Source organism: Burkholderia sp. ABCPW 14 (assembly GCF_001523835.1).
Taxonomy (GTDB): domain Bacteria; phylum Pseudomonadota; class Gammaproteobacteria; order Burkholderiales; family Burkholderiaceae; genus Burkholderia; species Burkholderia mayonis.
Window position 1 is genome coordinate 1 of record NZ_LOVS01000053.1, and the last position, 19,255, is coordinate 19,255.

Sequence of the window (19,255 nt, forward strand, 5' to 3'; positions counted from 1 at the left end):
CACCTTACCCAGTCGCCACGCCTCGTATCCGCTTCCTGTTCGTCAGGCCAGCGCTTTGCCATCCGGCTTCCTTCAGACTCCCAGTCACCCGGGAAACCCTTGCCTTCGGCTAACTCTTCCCCTTGCCCGGCGAGTAGAGGATTTTCACCTCCGAGTGAATGCGCCCTGCCGGGCGCACCCCCAAAAAAACGGCGCCGTCAGGGCGCCGTTTTCGATGCAGCATTGGCCGCGCTCACGCGCCGTCGCGCTGCGCGTTGCCGCGCTTGATCCATGCCGCGAGATTGTGCGGACGCACCGTATCCCATTCTTCGAACGGCTGATGAATCCACGGATTCGTCGGCAGGTACTGGACATGGTAGTCGGGCTTCACCTTCGAGCAGCCCTTGTACCAGAGCACCGCCGAACGCACGGCCGTCACGGCCGGATAACGCTCCTTCAGATGCTGCTGGACGCGTGCGAGCGTCACGCCCGAATCGACGAGATCATCGACGAGCAGCACGTTGCCCGACAGATCGCCGCGCGTCATCGTGATGTACTGCGCGATGTCGAGATCGCCCTGTTGCATGCCCGCCGCCTCGCGATACGAACTCGTCGCGAGAATCGCGAGCGGCAGGTCGTAGATGCGCGACAGCTGATCGCCGACGCGCAGACCGCCGCGCGCAAGACACAGGATCTTGTCGAACTTCCACCCCGAATCGTGCACCGCGAGCGCGAGCATCTCGATCAGCCGGTGGTATTCGTCCCAGCCGACCCAGAGATTCTTGTCGTCGTTGCGCGGGTCGGACATTGTGAACGTCGCCATGAGATTCTGCGTCATCGGCGCTTACACCTTGAACGGATGACGCAGCAGGATCGTCTCGTCGCGATCCGGTCCCGTGGACACCATGTCGATCGGCACGCCGGCCACTTCCTGCACGCGCGTCAGATACGCACGCGCGTTCGCGGGCAGCGCGTCCCACGACTTGATGCCGACCGTGCTTTCCTTCCAGCCGCCGAACGTCTCGTAGACGGGCTCGCAGCGCGCGACCTCGGCCGCGCCGCGCGGCAGCAGATCGACGTCCTCGCCGTCGATCTTGTAGCCGACGCACAGCCTCACTTCCTCGAGGCCGTCGAGCACGTCGAGCTTCGTCATGCAGAGGCCCGACACGCCGTTGATCTGGATCGAGCGGCGCAGCGCGGCCGCGTCGAGCCAGCCGGTGCGGCGCGGACGGCCCGTGACGGAGCCGAATTCCTTGCCGACGTTCGCGAGCGTGACGCCGATCTGGTCCTGGCGGCTCGGATTGTCCGCGTCGTACAGCTCGCTCGGGAACGGGCCCGAACCGACGCGCGTGCAATACGCCTTGGTGATGCCGAGGATGTAGTTGAGCTTCTGCGGACCGACGCCCGCGCCCGCCGCCGCCGCGCCCGCGACGCAGTTACTCGACGTGACGAACGGATAGGTGCCGTGATCGATGTCGAGCAGCGTGCCTTGCGCACCTTCGAACAGCAGGTTGCGGCCCGCGTGATTCTCTTCGTACAGACGGCGCGACACATCGGCGACCATCGGCTTCAGACGGTCCGCGTAGCCGAGCATCGTGTCGAGCGTCGCCTGGAAATCGACGGCCGCGCCACCGAGATACTGAGTCAGCACGAAGTTGTGGAAGTCGAGATTCTCGCGCAAGCGGTCGGCGAACGTTCTCGCGTCGAACAGATCCTGCACGCGCAGCGCACGGCGGCCGACCTTGTCTTCGTACGCGGGGCCGATGCCGCGGCCCGTCGTGCCGATCTTGCCCGCGCCGCGGCGCGCTTCGCGCGCCTGGTCGATCGCGATGTGGTACGGCAGGATCAGCGTCGCGGCTTCGGAGATGAACAGGCGCTCGCGAACGTTCAGCCCTGCCTCTTCCAGCTCGCCGATTTCCTTGAAGAGCGCCTCGGGCGACAGCACGACGCCGTTGCCGATGTAGCAGGCGACGCCTTCACGCATGATGCCCGACGGGATGAGGCGCAAGATGGTCTTCTTGCCGCCGATGATGAGGGTGTGGCCGGCGTTGTGGCCGCCCTGGAAACGCACGACGCCCTGAGCGTGGTCCGTCAGCCAGTCGACGATCTTGCCTTTGCCTTCATCACCCCATTGAGTCCCCACGACGACGACATTGCGCCCGGGAGTCGCGTTCACTGCGCTGGCAGACATGTTGATTCGTTAGCTGGTTAAAAACGTATTCTACCTAGGTTCGCCGCCGGTTCCGAATTTTTCCGTTTCGCTTCAACGACATTGCACGCTAGAAGCGCGTCGGAAGCCCGGCGGCGCGACACGTTCAGCGGGGCTCGACCACCCACGCGCCGCCCTGCTCGACGAGCGTGCGGTCGCACGCGAACTCGTCGAGCACGTGATCGTGCCCCGGCAGCGCCTGGATCACGACTTCGCCCGCGTCGCGCAGCGCGCCGACCGCCGCGCGCAGCGCGTCGTCCTGGTTCCACGGCGCCAGAATCGCAGCGCCGCGCGCCTCGATCGGCGAAATCCGCGCAATTTCGCGCAGGTCGAGCGAGAAGCCGGTCGCCGGGCGCGCGCGGCCGTACGCCTGGCCGACATGGTCGTAGCGGCCGCCGTGCGCGACCGCGTTCGGCACGCCGTCGACGTACGCGGCGAACATCGCGCCGCTGTGATACGCGTAGCCGCGCAAATCAGCGAGATCGATCGCGACCTCGGCGTCCTTCACCTGCGCGGCGAGATGCGCGAGGTCGTCGAGCGCTCGCGCGATTTCGGGCAGCGCCGGCAGCTGGCGGCGCGCCTCGTCGAGCACCGACGCGTCGCCGTACAGGCGCGGCAGCGCGCGAAGCGCGGCGCGCGTATCGGCGCCGAGATCGTCTGTCAATTCGTTCAGGCGCGGCACGTCCTTGCCGGCGAGCGCGTCGTAGAGCGCCTCGCCTCGCTCGGCCGCGACCGCGTCGCGCGCGAAGATCGCCGACAGCACGCCCGCGTGGCACAGGTCGAGCCGGATTTTCTTCAGACCAGTCAGGTGCAGCGCGTCGAGCATCAACTGCTGGATCTCCTGATCGGCCTCGAGGCCCGCATGTCCGTAGATTTCCGCGCCGACCTGGAGCTGCTCTCGGCTCGCGTGCAGCCCTCGCGGCCGCGTGTGCAGCACGGGGCCCGCGTAGCAGAGGCGCGTCACGCCCTGACGGTTCAGCAGGTGCGCGTCGATCCGCGCGACCTGCGGCGTCATGTCCGCGCGCAAGCCGAGCGTGCGGCCCGACACCTGATCGACGAGCTTGAACGTGCGCAGCCGCAACTCGTTGCCGCCGCTCGTCAGCAGCGACTCCAGATACTCGAGGAGCGGCGGCATGACCATCTCGTAGCCGTACGAACGAAATCGGTCGAGCAGCCTGCGACGCAGTTCCTCGATCTTGCGCGCCTCCGACGGCAGCACGTCGGCAATATTCTCGGGAAGTAACCAGGTCGACATCGTTGCGATCCTACGACAGGAAACACGGCGCGCGCGACGCGCGCCTCGGATTGAAATCGGGTCGGCGCCCGGCGTCCCGGCGGATGGCCGGGAAGCGCCGAGCGGACGCGCACGGCCGGGTCAGGTGACGAGCAGGAGCAGCGCAAGCCCGATCGCCATCACGATGAACCCGCCGATCCGGATATGGTGCGCAGGCCGCTCCGCTATTCTACGGAACGTGCCGCGCCACGCGCTCGGAAACACGAACGGAAAGGCGCCCTCAATGATGAGCATCAGCGCGAGAGCAAGCAGTAACGAACCAGCGAAATCCATGCGGACGACGACGCCCCTTGCACATCAACGGTTGCGGGGAGCGGCAGCCGGCGCGGCGGCGCCGCCCGTCGGGCCGCGCATGAAACGGAAGAACTCGCTGTCCGGATCGACGACGATGACGTCGTTCGGCTTGAAGCTGTTCCGATACGCCTGCAGGCTCGCGTAGAACTGGTAGAACTGCGGATCGCGGCCGAACGCGTCGGCAGCGATCGACGCGGCCTTCGCGTCGCCCTCGCCCTTGATCGACTGCGCGGCCTTGTAGCCTTCCGCGAGAATCGTCTGCTGCTGCCGGGCCGCGTCCGCCTTGATCTCTTCCGCCTGCGCCGCGCCTTCCGCGCGCTCGCGCTCGGCCTGACGCTGCAACTCGGCCGTCATCCGCTGGTACGCGCCGTCCGCCTGCGCGGCGGGCAGATCGACGCGCATGAGCTGCACGTCGACGATGTCGATGCCGAGCGGCGTCGCATCGGCCTGCAGCGCGCGCTTCGCCTCGTCGGCGATCGCACGCTGGCTGCCGAGCGCGTCGTCGAGCTCGCGCTTCGCGAACGCGCCGCCGAGTGCGCCCTTGACGGCCGCCGACAGGCGATCGACCTCGCCGCGCGGCGCGCCGCCCGTTTCCTTGTAGTACTTGAGCACGTCGGCGACCCGATACTTGACGACGGGGCTCACGAGCACGTCGCTCTTATCCTTCGTCGCCAGGTTTTGCGGATCGGCCGAGTCGAGCGTCTGGATGCGGACGTCGACGAGCGTCGCCGCCTGCAGCGGCTGCGGCAGCTTGAAATGAAGGCCGGGGCCGGCGAGCCTCGGCGCGTCGCCGTCGCGCGACGACAGCACGGCTGCATGGCGCGGATCGACGACGAGCACCGTCGACGAAGCTGCCAGCGCGACGATGACGATCGCTACGACGAGCGCGATGATTCGGTTCATGTAATGCGCTCCTCGTTACTGCAGATCGTCGGCGCGCGAGCGGCTGCGAAACGCCTCGCGCGAGCGCAGCGGATCGCTGCCGGACGCAGGACTCGCCGCGGCGGGCGCGGACGCGCGAGGCACGCTCGCGGCAGCCGCGCCCGACGCTGGCGCGGAGAGCGCAGGTGTCTGTGCTCCGCTCGCGGGCGCGGCAGCGGCGGCGCTCGCCGCATCGGCCGCGCGCTGGCGGCCCGCTTCGACGATTTTGTCGAGCGGCAGATACAGCACGCTGTTGCCCGCCTTGTTGCCGACGTACACCTTCGTTGTGTTCGAATAGATCTCCTGCATCGTCTCGAGGTACATCCGCTCGCGGATCACCGCGGGCGCCTTCGAGTACTGCGCATAGACCTGCTTGAAGCGCTCAGCGTCGCCTTCCGCCTGCGCGACGACGCGCTCCGCGTACGACTTCGCGTCGTCGACCATCTTCGCCGCGTCGCCCTGCGCACGCGGCAGCAATTCGCTCGCGTACGCCTGCGCGGCGTTCTTCGCGGCTTCGCCGTCCTGACGCGCCTTCGCGATGTCGTCGACGGCCGCCTGCACCTGCTCGGGCGGCGTGACGCTCTGCACGGTCACGCCGGTGACGACGAGCCCCGTCCGGTAACGGTCAAGGTCGTGCTGAATCGCCTTCGCGAGCACATCGCGCAGCGCGTCGCGATCTTGCGCGAGCACGTCGTCCGCGCTCTTCGCGCCGACGATCTCGCGCACCGCCGCCTGCGCCGCCTGCGACACGCTGCGCTCGGGATCGGCGGCACGGAACAGGTAGTCGGTCGCAGACCCGATCCGATATTGAACGGCAAAGCGCACGTCGACGATGTCGGCGTCGCGCGTCAGCATCGACGCGTCCTTCACGTTCGCGAGCCGCACGACGTTGTTGCGGCCGATCTCGATCGACCGTACTTGCGCGGTATCGACGATCTCGTGCGATTCGAACGGATACGGCAGGCGCCAGTGGACGCCGTCGCCGACCGAGCCCTTGTACTCGCCGAAGCGCAGCACAATGCCCGTCTGGCCGTCCTGAACGATGAAAATGCCGCTGCCGAGATAGATTGCGATCAGCACGCCCGCGACGATGCCGACGCCGACACGCGCTGCGCGCCCGTTGTCCGGACGAAAGCCGTTGTTGCCGCCGCCCTTGCCGCCGAACCAGCCGCTCAGGCGACGGTTGAAGCTCCGCCACATCTCATCGAGGTCCGGGGGGCCGTCGTCGCGTCCGTTCGGGCGCTTCGATTCGTTCGCTCGCGGCTTGTCGCCGTTGCCGCCGCGTCCCCAGCGGGGATCGTTGATCGACAGCAAGGCGCGCATCCGCCGCCAGGTACTCCGCTCGTTGTAATCGTTCACCAGTGTTTGTTCACCAGATTGGAGCAACTTGACCGGCCGCAGCCGTCAGCGCCCATGTTCGGAAACCGGGTGGTCTTCGTGTGGTTGCGCCGACGCGCCGTCGAGCGGCACGGTGCCGACAAGATGTTCCGCGGTAGCGATCTCGGCGATGGCGGCACGCAGCGAGTCCAGACCCTGGCCCGTGCGCGCGCTCAAAAAGACGCGCGAGATATTACCATACTCATCCCGCTCGACTGCATCCCCGCGGGCCTCGAGCTCGGGCACGGCATCGATCTTGTTGAACACGAGAATCTGGCGGATCGAGTCCGCCCCGATTTCGTGCAGCACCTCGTTGACCTGCTCGATCTGCTCGAGCCGCACCGCGCTCGACGCATCGACGACGTGCAGCAGCAGATCCGCGTGGATCGTCTCTTCGAGCGTCGCGCGGAACGCCGCGACCAATTGGTGCGGCAGCTCGCGGATGAAGCCGACGGTATCGGACACGACGATCTGTCCGACCTCGGCGCCGAGGTACACGCGCCGCGACGTCGTGTCGAGCGTCGCGAACAATTGATCCGCCGCGTATGCCTGTGCTTTCGTCAGTGCATTGAAGAGCGTCGATTTGCCCGCATTCGTATAGCCGACGAGCGACACCGACATCGTGCCGCTGCGCGCACGCTGCCGACGCTGCGTGTGATGCTGGCGGCGCAGCTTGTCGAGCCGGGTCTTCAGCATCTTGATGCGCTCGCCAATCAGGCGCCGGTCGGTTTCGAGCTGCGTTTCGCCAGGGCCGCGCAGGCCGATACCACCCTTTTGGCGCTCAAGGTGGGTCCAGGCTCGAATCAGCCGGGTCGCAACGTATTGGAGCTGCGCGAGCTCGACCTGCAACTTGCCTTCGTGACTGCGCGCGCGCTGCGCGAAGATGTCGAGGATGAGGCTCGTGCGGTCGACGACGCGCCGATTAAGCATGCGCTCCAGATTGCGTTGCTGGGCGGGGGCGAGCGCGTGATTGAAGATGACGATTTCGACGTCGTTCGCCTCGCAGGCAAGCCGCAGTTCCTCGGCTTTGCCGCTGCCGACGAACATGGCGGCGTCGGGACTTGAACGGCGGCCCGTCAGCGTGACGGCGGGATGGGCGCCCGCACTGGAGGCGAGCAGACTGAGTTCTTCGAGACTGGCTTCGAAATCGGTCTTGCCGAAATCGATGCCCACTAACGCTGCGTTGATCAAATTATCGGATGTCAAGATAAGGCGGCTGGCATCGGAAGCCGACGGCGACGCGAGCCAGCCGCGGCAATGGGTTAGGACGCTGCTTCCGCATCCGGGTGGAAGTTCACCGGACGCGCCGGCACGACCGTCGAAATGGCGTGCTTGTAGACCATCTGTGTAACCGTGTTCCTGAGCAACACGACGTACTGGTCGAACGATTCGATGTTCCCTTGAAGCTTGATGCCGTTGACGAGATAGATCGAAACCGGCACGTGCTCTTTACGCAGTGCGTTCAAAAACGGGTCTTGTAACAATTGCCCTTTGTTGCTCATGGCTTACTCCATCTTTTTTGCAGGTTGACTAGATTGGGGCGAAGAAAAAGAGATCCGCCGCCAATCGCTACACTATAGCCGATTTTGTCCGCCCCGCCCGGCTCTGCCGTCCGGCCGACGCGGCGCGCCTCGCTCACTCCTTATCGGCGTAAGGGTTCGTCGACGAGCGAAACTCTATGCGCAATGGAGTGCCCGTCAGCGAGAAAGTTTCTCGGAATCGATTCTCGAGATAGCGTTTGTACGTCTCGGTCACGGCGTCGAGCGCGTTGCCGTGAATGACGATGATGGGCGGGTTCTGTCCGCCTTGGTGCGCATAGCGCAGCTTCGGCCGCACCGGGCCGCGGCGGCGCGGCTGCTGGAACTCGACCGCGTCGATCAGCGCGCGCGTGAGCTTCGGCGTCGGCAGCTTCTTCATCGCGGCCACATACGCGTCGTCGACCGAGCGCATCAGCGGGCCGATGCCCGTCTTCTCCGCCGCCGAGATGAAGTGGGACTTCGCGAAATCGAGGAACTTGAGCTTGCGTGCGAGATCGGCCTTCGCGCGCTCGCGCACGTGCGGATCGAGGCCGTCCCACTTGTTCACGCCGACGACGAGCGCGCGCCCCTGCTCGACGACGAAGCCCGCGATATGCGCATCCTGATCGGAGATGTCCTGCCGCGCATCGAGCAGAAGAATGACGACGTTCGCGTCGGAGATCGACTGCAGCGTCTTCACGACCGAGAATTTCTCGATCGCCTCGAACACCTTGCCGCGGCGGCGCAGGCCCGCCGTGTCGATCAGCGTGTACTGCTTGCCGTTGCGTTCGAAGTCGACGTAGATCGAATCGCGCGTCGTGCCCGGCATGTCGAATGCGATCACGCGGTCTTCGCCGATCAGCGTGTTGACGAGCGTCGACTTGCCGACGTTCGGCCGGCCGACGATCGCGATCTTGATGCCGCGCGCGGCGGCGGCGTCTTCGCTCTCTTCCGGCTGGCCCGCGTACGCGACCTCGAGCGCCTCGTTGATCATGTCGGTCACGCCGTCGCCGTGCGCGGCCGAGATCGCGCGCGGATCTCCCAGGCCGAGCTCGTAGAAATCCGACGCGACCGCCGTGTATTTCATCCCCTCGGCCTTGTTGACGACGAGGAAGATCGGCCGTCCGGTCTTGCGCAGATAATCGGCGATCGACTTGTCCTGCGGCGCGAGGCCGTTGCGGCCGTCGACGATGAACACGACGACGTCCGCCTCCTCGACCGCCTGGCGCGTCTGTCGCGCCATCTCGTGCAGGATGCCGTCCTTCGCGACGGGCTCGAAGCCGCCCGTGTCGACGACGAGATACGGCCGCGCGCCGACTCGCCCCTCGCCGTAATGGCGATCGCGCGTCAGGCCGGGCAGATCGGCGACCAGCGCATCGCGCGAGCGCGTGAGCCGGTTGAACAGCGTGGATTTCCCCACATTGGGGCGCCCAACGAGGGCAATGACCGGTTTCATCTGATGATGTCGTCTACGTGAAACGCAGCGGCGGTGAGCCCGCATGCCGCAGGCGGCTGCGCTTGATGGAAATTAGCACGAATTCGCGCCGCGTCGGCGCGCAGGCGGCGGCATACGTGTCGCGCCGCTCATTTTTTTCGATTCGCTCCCAGCACCCGCGGATCGCGTCATGCCGCGCCGCCGGGCCGCGCCCGCCCGGCAACGGCCGGACGCACGCGCAAAAAATACGACGCGCGGCCGGCGAAGCGCGCGGCCGCGCGGTTGCGTCGCGCGCTTAGCGCGGACGGAAACCGTACACGCCGCCATCCTGCGTCTGGATGACGAGCGTGTTGCCGGCGAGCACGGGCGCCGCGTTGATCGCGCTGCCGTCCGTCTTCATCCGCGCGACGAACGTGCCGTCGTCGCGCGACAGAAAGTGCACGAAGCCCTTGTAGTCGCCGAACACGACCGCGCGGCCGAGCAGGTACGGCACACCGACGTCGCGACTCTTCAGCTTGTCGTTGCGCCAGAGCTCCTTGCCCGTCGCGACGTCGTACGCCGACACGACCGACCAGTCGTCGCCGCCTGCGACCACCGTATCGTCCTGCGCGACGCCGCTGCGGCTCGAGAACGTCTTCTCCCACAGCGGGCGGCCCGAGTTCGCGTCAAAGCAGCCGAGCTGGCCCTGGAACGTCACCGCGCACGTCTCGGCGCCGACGAGCGTCGGCGCGCCCGTCACGTCGTTGATCCGCTCGACTTCGGTCACGCCCTTCGGGAACGACACGGGCGTCTGCCAGAACGGCTCGCCCGTCTGCAGGTTCAGCGCCACGAGACCGCCGCCCGGGAAGCCCGCGAGCACCGCCGCATCGCCGGCGAACGTCATGCCGGCCGACACGCGCAGATTGAGCGGCACTGCGCGATTGCGGTAGCTCCACTTCTGCTCGCCCGTCTGCGCGTTGAACGCGATCACCTGGCCGTCGATCGTGCGCACGATCACAAGGCCGTTGCCGACGAGCGGCGGAGAAAAGACCTCGCCCTGCACGGTCGTCTTCCACAGCAGCTTGCCGTCCGGGCCGAGCACGAACACGCCGCCCTTCAGCGCGCCGACCGCGGTCAGGTTGCCGTCGCTGCCGACGCCCGCCGACAGATCGGAGCCCACCTTCGCGCGCCAGATTTCCTGGCCCGTCTTCGCGTCGATCTTCTCGACCGAACCGTTCGCGCCAGCGACGTACACCGCGTCACCCACCGCGACGGGCGAGAACGCGTAGCGGCCGCCCTTGCCGACGCTCGCCTTCCACACCTGCTGCACGTCGAGCACGGGTTTGAACTCGGTGAGCGGCGTCGGCACGCGGCGCGCGTCCTTCGTTGACGAACAGGCCGCGAGAACCAGGACGGCCGCCGCGCAGGCAACGGGTGCAGCGTAACGTTTCAGCAGATTCATCGATAGCGAAGCAAAGTTAAGTTGTAAAACGGAGCGTGGGCGCTCAACCGCCGAGCGCGTCCAGCTTGAACTGCACGAGTTGGCGCGCAGACGTGTCGTCCTTCGACAGCGAATCGAGCGCGAGCTTGTACGCGGCGCGCGCGTCGTCGCTCTTGCCCTGCGCGGCGAGCAGATCGCCGCGGCGATCGGCGACGATGCCCTTGAACGCGTCCGACGGCGTGCCCGACAGCAGCGCGAGGCCGGCGTCGTACGCCTTCTCGTCGAGCAGCAGCGATGCGAGGCGCAGCTTCGCGATCTGCTTGTACTCGTCGTCCTTCGCGTGATCGGCGGCCCACTGCAACTGCGCCTTCGCACCCGCCGCGTCGCCCGCGCCGTACAGCGCCTTCGCCGCTTCGAGCGCCGTCATCTGCGCATATGCGGTGCCGCCGAACTTGTCTTCCATGTCCGACGCGACGCGCGCGACCTTCGCCTTGTCGTTCGACTGGACCGCCTGCTGCACCTGCTCGTACAGCACGGCCGCCTGCGCGGCCTGGCGCCGTTGCCAGTAATTCCAGCCGTTCCAGGCGGCAGCGGCGGCGAGGACGGCAATCGCGATCCAGGTCGTCAGATTGCCCCATCGAGCCCACCACGCCTTCAGGCTTTCAATCGATTCTTGTTCGTCGTGATAACTCATCGCCTAGCGATTCCTTCCTGTACACGCTTTTGTCGAGCGGATGCGCCGCGATCAGTCGTCGCCGTCTTCGGCGGTTGCAACCATCGCATTGATTAGAAAATCGGTCAAGCTTTCGACCGGCACGGACTGCTGAACGTTCTTGTCGCCTTCGGCGCCCGTGCCGCGCAGCGGCTTCACGCTCGCCGTGCCGTTCGCGATCTCGTCTTCGCCGAAAATCACCGCGAATGCCGCGCCGCTCGCGTCCGCGCGCTTCATCTGCGACTTGAAGCTCGCGCCCGCGCCGTCCGCGCTGCAGTGGAGAACCACGTCGAGGCCCGTGTCGCGCAGACGCTCCGCGACAACGAACGCCTGCTCGCGCGCCGCATCGCCCTGGTGGACGACGTACACGTCGACGCCCTCCTGCTCGGGCACGAGGTTCTCTTCCTTCAGAAGCTCGAGAATGCGCTCGACGCCCATCGCCCACCCGCACGCGGCGGTCGGCTTGCCGCCCAGTTGCTCGATCAGCGGATCGTAGCGGCCTCCCGCGGCGACCGTGCCTTGCGCGCCGAGCTTGTCGGTCACCCACTCGAACACGGTCAGATTGTAGTAGTCGAGCCCGCGCACGAGACGCGGGTTGATCGTAAACGGCAGGTTGTTCGCCTTCAGCAGCTTCTGCAGGCCTTCGAAGTGCGCGCGCGACGCGTCGCCGAGGAAGTCGATCAGCTTCGGCGCATTCTGCACGATCTCCTGCAGCGCGGGATTCTTCGTGTCGAGCACGCGCAGCGGATTCGTGTAAAGGCGGCGCTGCGCGTCGTCGTCGAGTTGCTCGGCGTGCTGCTCAAGATACTGAATGAGCTCGACGCGGTGCGCGGCGCGCTCTTCGGCAAGGCCGAGCGAGTTGATCTCGAGCTTGATGCCCGTCAGGCCGAGATCGTCCCACAGGCGCTGGCACATCATGATGATTTCCGCATCCGCGTCCGGGCCCGCGAAGCCGAGCGCCTCGACGCCGACCTGGTGGAACTGGCGATAGCGGCCGCGCTGCGGACGCTCGTGACGGAACATCGGGCCGACGTACCACAGGCGCTTCGGTCCGTCGTACAGCATGTTGTGCTCGATCGCCGCGCGCACGACGGCGGCGGTGTTCTCGGGACGCAACGTGAGGTTCTCGCCGTTCAGCGCGTCGACGAAGCTGTACATCTCCTTCTCGACGATGTCGGTCACTTCGCCGATACCGCGCGTGAAGAGCTGCGTGTGCTCGACGATCGGCGTACGGATGTTCTGATAGCCGTACGCGCGCAGCAGCGACTTCACGGTCGCCTCGAAGAATTCCCACAAGCCGGCATCCTGCGGGAGGATGTCGTTCATGCCCTTCACGCCCGTCAGCTTCTCGAGCTTTCGCTTTTGTTCTGTCATCTGAAATACAGTGGACGAATTAATTCTGGACCGCAGCGCGGCCGTAGGTGTGCGCGACGTAGTCGCTCACGATCTGCTGGAATTCTTCCGCGATGCGCTCGCCGCGCAGCGTCTTCACTTTCTGGCCGTCGACGAACACGGGCGCGGCCGGATTCTCGCCCGAGCCCGGCAGACTGATGCCGATGTTCGCGTGCTTCGACTCGCCCGGGCCGTTGACGATGCAGCCCATCACCGCGACGTTCATCTTCTCGACGCCCGGATACGCCTTGCGCCACTCGGGCATCTGCTCGCGCAGATACGTCTGGATCTGCAGCGCGAGCTCCTGGAACAGCGTGCTCGTAGTGCGGCCGCACCCCGGGCACGCGACCACCATCGGCGCGAACGAGCGCAGCCCCATCGTCTGCAGGATCTCCTGGCCGACGATCACTTCGCCCGTGCGCGGCGCGCCGGGTTCCGGCGTGAGCGAGATGCGGATCGTGTCGCCGATCCCTTCCTGCAGCAACGCGCCGATCGCGGCCGTCGACGCGACGATGCCCTTCGAGCCCATGCCCGCCTCGGTGAGGCCGAGGTGCAGCGCGAAGCCGCAGCGGCGAGCGAGCTCGCGGTAGACGGCAATCAGATCCTGCACGCCGCTCACCTTGCACGACAGCACGATCTTGTCGCGGCCGAGGCCGAGTTCGACCGCACGCTCGGCGGAGCCGATCGCCGACTGGATCAGCGCCTCGTACATCACGCTCTGCGCTTCCCACGGCTCGGCGCGCGCGCCGTTCTCGTCCATCATCCGCGCGAGCAGATCCTGATCGAGGCTGCCCCAGTTCACGCCGATCCGCACCGGCTTGTCGTACTTGATCGCGGCTTCGATCATCTGCGCGAACTGCGAATCGCGCTTCGCGCCCTGGCCGACGTTGCCCGGATTGATTCGGTACTTCGACAGCGCTTCCGCACAGCCGGGATAGTCGCGCAGCAGCAGGTGGCCGTTGTAGTGGAAATCGCCGACGAGCGGCACGGACACGCCCATCCGGTCGAGCTGCTCGCGGATCGCCGGCACGGCGGCGGCGGCCTCCGGCGTATTCACGGTAATGCGCACGAGTTCGGAGCCCGCGTTCGCGAGGTCCTTCACCTGGATCGCGGTGCCGATCGCGTCGGCCGTGTCGGTATTGGTCATCGACTGCACGCGCACGGGCGCAGCGCCGCCGATCGTCACGAGCGTTCCACCCCAGCGGACGTCGACCGCATGCGACACGCGCCGCGGCGCATGCCCGCCGAACACCGGCTCGGTTGAACAAATCTGACTGCTACGTGGGGATTGAGCTTCGGATTGCATCGATAGATCCAATTTACGCCAAACGCGCCGCCGTCGGCCGCGCGCGAAAGAGAAAAGCGCCGTGCCCCGTCGGCCACGGCGCTTGCCGTCAGGGCAATGCGAAACGCGCGACGTTGCCCCGAGCCGTCGAGTATTTTGCCGGATCGACGGGTTTGCCGTCGAAAGCGATCGATTCGAGCCCGGCCTTGTTGCCGATCGTGACCTTGAGCGGCGCGTCACCCGCGACCTGCTTGGTCTCGCCGGCGCGCACGAGCGACGAGAACAGCTCCTTGCCGTTCTTGTCCCGCACGCTGAACCAGCAGTCCTGCACAACCTTCAGTGCGACGACCGACTGGCCGGGCGCGACCGTCACGGCTGCGTTCGCGCCGTCGGCCGCCGACAGGGCCGGCTGAACCGCCGCCGCAGGCGCAACCGCAGTCGACGCGGGCGGCGCGGTCACGGCACTCGCGACCGCCGGCGCGGAACCCGCGGCCGGCGCGCTCGCCGTAGCCGCGTCGCCGACCGATGCGCCGCCGACGGGCTGCGCCGTTGGCGCCGCGACGGCTCCCGTCTGCGTCACCGTGCCCGACACGGCCGTGCTCGCGGGCAGATCGGACGCGGCACCTTCCGGCTGCTGCGCATGCGCGGCCGATGCGGCTTCGTCCGCGCCGCTCGACTTGAAGCGCGCAAGCCAGTTCGACGATTCGCCGCCCGTGTGCCACATCACCGCGGCGACAAGCGCGACGACGACCGCCGCGACCGCCCACAGCCATGGCCGGCCGCGCGACGAGCCGCCGAGCGGAATCGATACCCGGCCGCGCGGCAGATCGGTGCCGGCCGACGCGGGCATCGACAGATCGACCTCGGGCACGCCCTTCTCATGGCGCAGCGCCTGCGCGAACGGCTCCGGATCGACGCCGAGCATCTTCGCGTAGCTGCGCACGAGGCCAAGCGCGAAGGTCGTGCCCGGCAGCTGGCTCGTATCGCCCGCCTCGAGCGCCCGCAGCTTCGGCGCCGCGACCTTCAGCCGCGCGGACACGTCTTCGACCGACCATCCCCTCGCCTCGCGCAACTCCGCGAGCCGCGCGCCCACTGCCGCGACCGACGCAATGCCGGCACCGGCCGCAGCCGGTTTCTCGCCTGCGTTCGTCTCTGGGCTCTTTGACGGCTGCGGTTCGCTCATCCTCTTCCTCGCGTCGATTCTTCTTGCCTGCACGCCCGTGCCGGCTCCGGCCGGGCTCGCAACATCACCGTTGTCACACACTGCGCGGCGCCGCGCGCCGCCCCCGATCGCTTTACGCGTAATTCACTGCCGGCCCGGGCATTCCCGTCAAACCGCCCGGACCTCGATTATCTTTGCGGCGCCCGTCCGCTCCGCGAGACGCGTGCGGTCCTTGACCGCGCCCGCCAACTGACCGCAGGCGGCGTCGATGTCGTCGCCGCGCGTCTTGCGGATCGTCGTCACGACGCCCGCGTCGATCAGGATCTGCGCGAATCGCTTGATCTGCTCCGGCTTCGAGCGCACGAGCCCCGACTCCGGGAACGGATTGAACGGGATCAGATTGAATTTGCACGGGACGTCGCGCGTCAGCGCGAGCAGCTCGCGCGCATGCGCTTCGGTATCGTTGACGCCGTCGAGCATGCAGTATTCGAACGTGATGAAATCGCGCGGCGCAACCTTCAGATAGCGCTGGCACGCGGCCATCAGATCGCGCAGCGGATGCTTCTTGTTGAGCGGCACGAGCTCGTCGCGCAGCGCGTCGTTCGGCGCGTGCAGCGACACCGCGAGTGCCACGGGCAGCTCGGCGCCGAGCTTGTCCATCATCGGCACGACGCCCGACGTCGACAGCGTCACGCGCCGGCGCGACAGGCCGTATGCGTTGTCGTCGAGCATCAGCCGCATCGCGGGCACGACCGCCGAATAATTGAGGAGCGGTTCGCCCATGCCCATCATCACGACGTTCGTGATGACGCGTTCGGCCTTGCCGTTCGGGCCGGGCTCGCGTCCGAGCGACGCGCGAAGCGCGAATTCCGCCATCCGCAGTTGTCCGACGATCTCGCCCGTCGACAGATTGCGGGAAAAACCTTGCTTGCCGGTCGAACAGAAGCGGCAATTGACCGCGCACCCCGCCTGCGACGACACGCACAGCGTGCCGCGCGTCTCTTCGGGGATGAACACCGTCTCGACCGCGTTGCCGCTGCCGACGTTGATGAGCCACTTGCGCGTGCCGTCGGCCGACACGTGATCGCTCAGGATGTCGGGCGTGCCGATGACGGCGCGCCCCTTCAGCTTCTCGCGCAGCGATTTCGCGAGATCGGTCATCCCGTCGAAATCGGCTGCATTGTATTGATGGATCCAGCGCTGCAGTTGCTTAGCGCGAAACGCCTTCTCGCCGAGGCTGCCGCAGTACGCGACGAGACCCTCGGCGTCGAGGTCGAGTAGATTGACGATGGTTTCGCTCGCCATGATGCCCTGCCTTGCCGCCAAACGCGCCGGACCCCGACCCGCTTAACGCGAGTAAACGTTCATTTCCGGGAAAAAGAACGCGATTTCGACGCACGCCGTTTCCTGCGCGTCCGAGCCGTGCACCGCGTTCGCGTCGATGCTGTCCGCGAAGTCGGCGCGGATCGTGCCCTTTTCCGCCTTCTTCGGATCCGTCGCGCCCATCAGGTCGCGGTTCGTGAGGATCGCGTTCTCGCCTTCCAGAACCTGGATTACCACCGGGCCCGAGATCATGAATTCGACGAGGTCCTTGAAGAACGGACGCTCGGCGTGCACGGCGTAGAATTTCTCCGCTTCGGCGCGCGACAGGTGCGCCATGCGCGCCGCCACGATCTTCAGGCCGGCGTTTTCGAAACGGCTGTAGATCTGGCCGATCACGTTCTTCGCCACCGCATCCGGCTTGATGATCGACAGGGTGCGCTCGATTGCCATAAAAACTCCAAGAAATTAAGAGGTTACAGTTTCAAATGAATCCGTTATTGTAACACGTTCCCGTGTATCATTGCGATTGAACCCTTACACGGACGAAAGGTTCTAATACATCGTGTTTCACGGCGCCGAGGCGTTGAAACCTCCGCCCTCGAAACCAATCTTAGGGGTAGCGGCCTCACGGTTTTTTGCGGCGCAACAAGCGCGCCGCCCGCCGGCGGCGCCGCCACGTTCCATGTTAGGAGAAACCATGAACGACTCGTACAACTTCGGCCGCAGCGGCGCGATCAGCACGGCCGAGACTCGCAACCGCGTGCTGCGCAACACCTACTGGCTCCTCGCGCTGTCGATGGTGCCGACCGTGCTCGGCGCGTGGATCGGCGTCGCAACGGGTTTCTCGCTGTTCGCCGCGACGAGCCCGATGATGAGCCTCCTCGCGTTCTTCGCGATCGCGTTCGGCTTCATGTTCGCGATCGAGCGCACGAAGAACAGCCCGGCCGGCGTGTTCGTGCTGTTCGGCTTCACGTTCTTCATGGGCCTGATGCTGTCGCGCCTGCTGAGCTTCATTCTCGGCTTCTCGAACGGCCCGTCGCTCATCATGCTCGCGTTCGGCGGCACCGGCGTGATCTTCGCCGCGATGGCGACGGTCGCGACCGTCAGCAAGCGCGATTTCTCGGGCCTCGGCAAGTGGCTCTTCGTCGGCGTGATCGTGCTCCTGCTCGCGATGGTCGCGAACATGTTCCTGCAGTTGCCGGCGCTGATGCTAACCGTGTCGGTACTCGCGATCGTGATTTTCTCGGCGTACATGCTGTTCGACGTCCAGCGCGTCGTGAACGGCGGCGAAACCAACTACATCAGCGCGACGCTCGCGATCTATCTCGATCTGTACAACGTGTTCACGAACCTGCTCGCGCTGCTCGGCATCTTCGGCGGCAATCGCAACTAAGCCTGAGCGACACCTCGTCGCGCGTCACGATAAACCGGCCCTCGGGCCGGTTTTTTCTTGCGTGTGCACCGCGCGGGCGCCAGCGTCACGCGCGCTCGAAGAGCGCGATCGACTCGACGTGCGACGTGTGCGGGAACATGTTGACGACGCCCGCGCCCTTCAGGCGATAGCCGGCCTCGTGCACGAGGAGACCCGCGTCCCGCGCGAGCGTCGACGGATTGCACGACACGTAGACGATCCGCGCAGGCAGCGGCCCGACGCCGCTCTGCACGATATCCGCGAGCGCCTTCGACACCGCGAGCGCGCCTTCACGCGGCGGATCGATCAGGAACTTGTCGAACGCGCCGAGTGCGCGCAGATCGTCGGCCGTGACCTCGAACAGGTTGCGGCATGCAAACGACGTATGGCTGTCGACGCCGTTTTCCTTCGCATTCTCGAGCGCGCGCGACGTCAGCGTTTCGCTGCCCTCGATCCCGACCACCTCGCGCGCGAGCCGCGCGAGCGGCAGCGTGAAGTTGCCGATCCCGCAGAACAGATCGAGCACGCGATCGTCGCGCGAGGGCGCGAGAAGGCGCAGCGCGCGGCCGACGAGCACGCGGTTGATCTGATGATTGACCTGCGTGAAGTCGGTCGGCTTGAACGGCATCCGGATTCCGTATTCGGGCAGCGTGTAGTCGAGCTGCACGTCGAGCGGATAGAACGGCGCGACCGTATCCGGCCCCTTCGGCTGCAGCCAGAACTGTACGCGGTGCGCGTCGGCGAATTCGCGCAACAGCGCCTCGTCGGCCGCATTGATCGGCTCGAGCACGCGCAGCACGAGCGCCGTCACCTGCGAGCCGACCGCGAGCTCGATCTGCGGCATGCGGTCGCGGATCGACAGTTGCTCGACGAGCCGACGCAGCGGCACGAGCATCGCCGACACATGCGGCGGCAGCACTTCGCAGCTCGTCATGTCGGCGACGTAGCTGCTCTTCTTCTCGTGGAAGCCGACGAGCACGCCGCCCTTCTTCGCGACGTGGCGCACGGTGAGGCGCGCCCGATACCGGTAGCCCCACGACGGACCGTGAATCGGCGCGAACATCGCCTCCGCGCGCAGCTTCGCGAGATGCCACAGATTGTCCTCGAGCACGCGCTGCTTGATCGCGACCTGCGCGCGCATGTCGAGATGCTGCATCGAGCAGCCGCCGCAGGTGCCGAAAAACGCGCATTTCGGCTGCGTGCGCATCACGCTCGGGCGCAGAATATCGACGACCTGCGCCTGCTCGTAGGTCGGCTTCCTGCGGAAGCTCGAATACGTGACGCGCTCGCCGGGCAACGCGCCCTCGACGAAGATCACCTTGCCGGGCTCGCCGTTTTCGTCGACGACGCGGCCGACGCCGCGCGCTTCCATGTCGAGCGAATCGATATCGAGAACCGGGGCGCGATCGGGGGCGGCGGGCGCATTCGACGCGCGGCGCGAGGAGAGAGGGACGGCTTCTGACACCAGCTTTTCCTGACGAACGATTGTGGGGAAAGGCGAGATTGTAGACGAACGGCCGTCAC

18 protein-coding genes are annotated in these 19,255 nt (G+C 66.5%); 1 reads left to right on the forward strand and 17 read right to left on the reverse strand.

The window, feature by feature from the left end; all coding sequences use genetic code 11:
• Positions 1-232: 232 nt before the first annotated feature.
• From WS62_RS06970 to ndk, 16 genes are all read right to left on the reverse strand, one after another.
• A complete protein-coding gene (locus tag WS62_RS06970) occupies positions 233-817 on the reverse strand; it encodes a phosphoribosyltransferase (RefSeq protein WP_066569422.1) in 585 nt (194 codons plus the stop codon).
• Positions 818-823: 6 nt separating this feature from the next.
• Complete coding sequence (locus tag WS62_RS06975) at positions 824-2,170, reverse strand: adenylosuccinate synthase (RefSeq protein ID WP_066493773.1); 1,347 nt, start codon at positions 2,168-2,170, stop codon at positions 824-826.
• Positions 2,171-2,294: 124 nt separating this feature from the next.
• A complete protein-coding gene (locus WS62_RS06980) occupies positions 2,295-3,443 on the reverse strand; it encodes an ATP phosphoribosyltransferase regulatory subunit (RefSeq protein ID WP_066569428.1) in 1,149 nt (382 codons plus the stop codon).
• Between the two features lie 120 nt (positions 3,444-3,563).
• A complete protein-coding gene (locus tag WS62_RS06985; RefSeq protein WP_066569429.1) occupies positions 3,564-3,755 on the reverse strand; it encodes a DUF2065 domain-containing protein in 192 nt (63 codons plus the stop codon).
• Between the two features lie 24 nt (positions 3,756-3,779).
• Entirely contained in the window at positions 3,780-4,679 is a 900-nt protein-coding gene (gene hflC, locus WS62_RS06990; RefSeq protein ID WP_066569431.1) for a protease modulator HflC, read from the reverse strand.
• 15 nt (positions 4,680-4,694) lie between these two features.
• Entirely contained in the window at positions 4,695-6,020 is a 1,326-nt protein-coding gene (gene hflK / locus WS62_RS06995) for an FtsH protease activity modulator HflK (RefSeq protein WP_066569432.1), read from the reverse strand.
• A gap of 81 nt (positions 6,021-6,101) precedes the next feature.
• The gene (gene hflX, locus WS62_RS07000) at positions 6,102-7,265 is read right to left on the reverse strand and encodes a GTPase HflX (RefSeq protein ID WP_197422781.1); all 1,164 of its coding nucleotides are present in this window, start codon (positions 7,263-7,265) and stop codon (positions 6,102-6,104) included.
• A 71-nt stretch (positions 7,266-7,336) separates the two neighbouring features.
• Positions 7,337-7,576 carry an RNA chaperone Hfq gene (hfq, locus tag WS62_RS07005; protein WP_004192796.1) on the reverse strand — a complete coding sequence of 80 codons (240 nt, stop codon included), beginning with the start codon at positions 7,574-7,576 and terminating at the stop codon, positions 7,337-7,339.
• Between the two features lie 133 nt (positions 7,577-7,709).
• Positions 7,710-9,047, reverse strand: coding sequence for a ribosome biogenesis GTPase Der (der, locus tag WS62_RS07010; RefSeq protein ID WP_066569436.1), 1,338 nt, complete (start codon positions 9,045-9,047; stop codon positions 7,710-7,712).
• Between the two features lie 274 nt (positions 9,048-9,321).
• Positions 9,322-10,467, reverse strand: coding sequence for an outer membrane protein assembly factor BamB (gene bamB / locus WS62_RS07020; RefSeq protein WP_066569439.1), 1,146 nt, complete (start codon positions 10,465-10,467; stop codon positions 9,322-9,324).
• A 43-nt stretch (positions 10,468-10,510) separates the two neighbouring features.
• The gene (locus WS62_RS07025; protein ID WP_066493765.1) at positions 10,511-11,140 is read right to left on the reverse strand and encodes a tetratricopeptide repeat protein; all 630 of its coding nucleotides are present in this window, start codon (positions 11,138-11,140) and stop codon (positions 10,511-10,513) included.
• Between the two features lie 51 nt (positions 11,141-11,191).
• A complete protein-coding gene (gene hisS, locus WS62_RS07030; protein ID WP_059598647.1) occupies positions 11,192-12,532 on the reverse strand; it encodes a histidine--tRNA ligase in 1,341 nt (446 codons plus the stop codon).
• A gap of 19 nt (positions 12,533-12,551) precedes the next feature.
• A complete protein-coding gene (gene ispG / locus WS62_RS07035; RefSeq protein ID WP_066493824.1) occupies positions 12,552-13,856 on the reverse strand; it encodes a flavodoxin-dependent (E)-4-hydroxy-3-methylbut-2-enyl-diphosphate synthase in 1,305 nt (434 codons plus the stop codon).
• 88 nt (positions 13,857-13,944) lie between these two features.
• Positions 13,945-15,018, reverse strand: coding sequence for a RodZ domain-containing protein (locus tag WS62_RS07040; protein WP_066569441.1), 1,074 nt, complete (start codon positions 15,016-15,018; stop codon positions 13,945-13,947).
• Between the two features lie 147 nt (positions 15,019-15,165).
• On the reverse strand, positions 15,166-16,302 hold the full coding sequence (gene rlmN, locus WS62_RS07045) for a 23S rRNA (adenine(2503)-C(2))-methyltransferase RlmN (RefSeq protein WP_066569444.1): 1,137 nt from the start codon (positions 16,300-16,302) through the stop codon (positions 15,166-15,168).
• Between the two features lie 42 nt (positions 16,303-16,344).
• Complete coding sequence (gene ndk / locus WS62_RS07050; protein ID WP_066569446.1) at positions 16,345-16,770, reverse strand: nucleoside-diphosphate kinase; 426 nt, start codon at positions 16,768-16,770, stop codon at positions 16,345-16,347.
• Between the two features lie 247 nt (positions 16,771-17,017).
• On the opposite strand from ndk, the gene WS62_RS07055 reads away from it, so the two are divergent.
• Positions 17,018-17,713, forward strand: a complete 696-nt coding sequence (locus WS62_RS07055; RefSeq protein ID WP_066569448.1) for a Bax inhibitor-1/YccA family protein — start codon at positions 17,018-17,020, stop codon at positions 17,711-17,713.
• An 85-nt stretch (positions 17,714-17,798) separates the two neighbouring features.
• On the opposite strand, the gene rlmD is transcribed toward WS62_RS07055, so the two are convergent.
• A complete protein-coding gene (gene rlmD, locus WS62_RS07060) occupies positions 17,799-19,196 on the reverse strand; it encodes a 23S rRNA (uracil(1939)-C(5))-methyltransferase RlmD (RefSeq protein ID WP_066569461.1) in 1,398 nt (465 codons plus the stop codon).
• Positions 19,197-19,255 lie beyond the last annotated feature (59 nt).